Genomic DNA, 2,141 nt, shown 5'->3' with positions numbered 1-2,141 from the left:
ACTGAATTTGGCGTGAAAATGCCGGCAGGCGGCAACAAGCATCAAATGGGGGGAGGCAACAGCCTCCTGCCCGAAAACTCAGCCCTGGCGTGCCTTGTAGCGCGGGGCGGTCTTGTTGATGATGTAGACGCGGCCCTTGCGGCGAACCAACTGGTTGTCGCGGTGACGCGCCTTCAGCGCCTTGAGCGAATTCTTGATCTTCATGGTCTTGCCTGTCGGTGTGGACCCGGTCCGGGTCGAAATTTTAAGGCGCGCCAGAAGACGCGCCTTTGAACTGTGGGAGGCTCATAAACGAGGAGCCTTGTCCCTGTCAACCGCAAGCGTGCTCCATAGCGGCTGTGAATCGTCCCTGTCATCAATTATCCGCCATGTCGGCCTTGCGGCATTGCGCGGCCCTGGGGCCGGCTGGGATGATGCGGTCGCCGTGAAGTGATTTGGAGAGAACCATGCGCCGAATGTTCCTGTCCGCCTGCCTTGTCCTGCTGGCGGCAGCTTCGGTTGCTCGCGCGCAGGAATGCGACCGCAGCGACGATAGCCAGCAGATGATGAACATCTGTGCCGGCGAAGACTATCAGGCGGCCGACGCCAAGCTCAACAAGGCCTATCAGGACCTTACCAGCTCGGATGACGCCGGCGGCAAGAGATTGCTGCAGGTGGCGCAGCGCGCCTGGATCACTTTTCGCGATGCCGAATGCGCGCATTCCACCGCCGCCAGTCAAGGCGGCTCGATCCATCCGATGGCAGTATCGCAATGCCTGACCAGATTGACCAATGATCGCATCAAGCAGCTCGCTGCCGCGGCCAATTGCGAGGAAGGCGATGTGAGTTGCGCCAATCCAGGCGAGGACGAGAGCGACGATTTGCAGTAGGCAACCCTATGAGGCGCGACGGCTGATCCGAGTGAAATGCCCCATCTTGCGGCCGAGCCGCGCTTCGGCCTTGCCGTAGAGATGCAGCATCAGATCGGGCTCGGCGAGAAGCTCCGGGACGCGCAGCACATCGTCGCCGATCAGGTTTTCCATCACACAGTCGGAATGGCGGTCCGGGGCGCCGAGCGGCAGGCCGGCGATGGCGCGGATATGCTGCTCGAACTGCGAGACGATACAGGCGGCTTCCGTCCAATGGCCGGAATTGTGCACGCGCGGCGCGATCTCGTTGGCCAGCAGCGAGCCGTCCGCCAGCACGAAGAACTCGACGCCGATGACGCCGACATAGTTCAGCGCCGACAGGATCTTCGATGCGGCCGTTCGGGCCGCTTCCGCCGTCTCCGGCATAATGGCGGCCGGCAAGGTCGATGTGTGGAGAATGCCGTTGCGATGGATATTCTCGGCTGGATCGTAAGCGACAACCGCACCGTCCAGCCCACGCGCCGCGATCACCGATATCTCGCGCTCGAACGGCACGAAGGCCTCCAGGATCAGAGGCACATTGCCCATCGCCTCGCATGTGCCGGCGAAGCCGCCGGCTTCCATGTTGCGGAAGACGCGCTGGCCTTTGCCGTCATAGCCCATGCGCCGGGTCTTCAGGACACCGCTGCCGTCGAATGCTTTCAGCGCCGCGATCAGCTGGTCATCATTGTCGACGGCGTGGAAATCGGCGGTGGCAATGCCGATGCCGTTGAGGAATGTTTTTTCGTCCACCCGGTCCTGCGCCACTTCCAGCGCACGCGCCGGCGGATAGACCGGAACCTTGGCGGCCAGCGCACTGGCGGCTGCAACCGGCACGTTCTCGAACTCGTAGGTGACGACGGAACTCGAGCCTGCCAGTTCGGCAAGGGCGGCCGGGTCGTCATAGGCGGCTGTTATCTGCCGGTTGGCGACCTGTGCCGCGGGGCAATCCGCTTGCGGCTCCAGCACCACGGTGCGGTAGCCGAGGCGGGCGGCAGCAACAGCCAGCATGCGGCCGAGCTGGCCGCCGCCAATGATGCCGATGGTCGATCCGGCGGGCAGGCTCACGGCGTATCCGTCGGTTCTGCCGCGACCTTGGCGGTCTGCGCGGCGCGCCAGGCATCCAGGCGGACGGCAAGCTCGTTATCGTTCAGGGCCAGCACGGCGGCGGCTAGAAGGGCTGCGTTGGCAGCGCCCGCCTTGCCGATGGCCAGCGTGCCCACGGGAATGCCGGCCGGCATCTGGACAATGGAC

The 2,141-nt window shown here is 64.0% G+C and carries 4 protein-coding genes; 1 reads left to right on the top strand and 3 read right to left on the bottom strand.

Annotated features, from left to right (window positions below):
* Positions 1–78 precede the first annotated feature (78 nt).
* Positions 79–204, bottom strand: a complete 126-nt coding sequence (ykgO, locus tag EN906_RS31885; RefSeq protein ID WP_006327841.1) for a type B 50S ribosomal protein L36 — start codon at positions 202–204, stop codon at positions 79–81.
* A gap of 242 nt (positions 205–446) precedes the next feature.
* Here ykgO and EN906_RS31880 point away from each other — a divergent pair, with 242 nt between their 5' ends.
* A complete protein-coding gene (locus tag EN906_RS31880) occupies positions 447–869 on the top strand; it encodes a lysozyme inhibitor LprI family protein (protein ID WP_127271006.1) in 423 nt (140 codons plus the stop codon).
* Between the two features lie 6 nt (positions 870–875).
* Here EN906_RS31880 and EN906_RS31875 read toward each other — a convergent pair whose 3' ends face one another.
* Positions 876–1,955, bottom strand: a complete 1,080-nt coding sequence (locus EN906_RS31875) for a 5-(carboxyamino)imidazole ribonucleotide synthase (RefSeq protein ID WP_127271005.1) — start codon at positions 1,953–1,955, stop codon at positions 876–878.
* Positions 1,952–2,141, bottom strand: a 190-nt coding sequence (locus EN906_RS31870) for an AIR carboxylase family protein (RefSeq protein WP_206529222.1), incomplete at its 5' end; no start/stop codon positions are given. The genes EN906_RS31870 and EN906_RS31875, both read right to left, overlap by 4 nt.

The organism is Mesorhizobium sp. M7A.F.Ca.CA.004.06.1.1, from assembly GCF_003999135.1.
In the GTDB taxonomy this organism is placed as follows: domain Bacteria; phylum Pseudomonadota; class Alphaproteobacteria; order Rhizobiales; family Rhizobiaceae; genus Mesorhizobium.
Note: the sequence above shows the minus strand (reverse complement) of the source record. Positions and strands in the feature narration are given on the sequence as shown.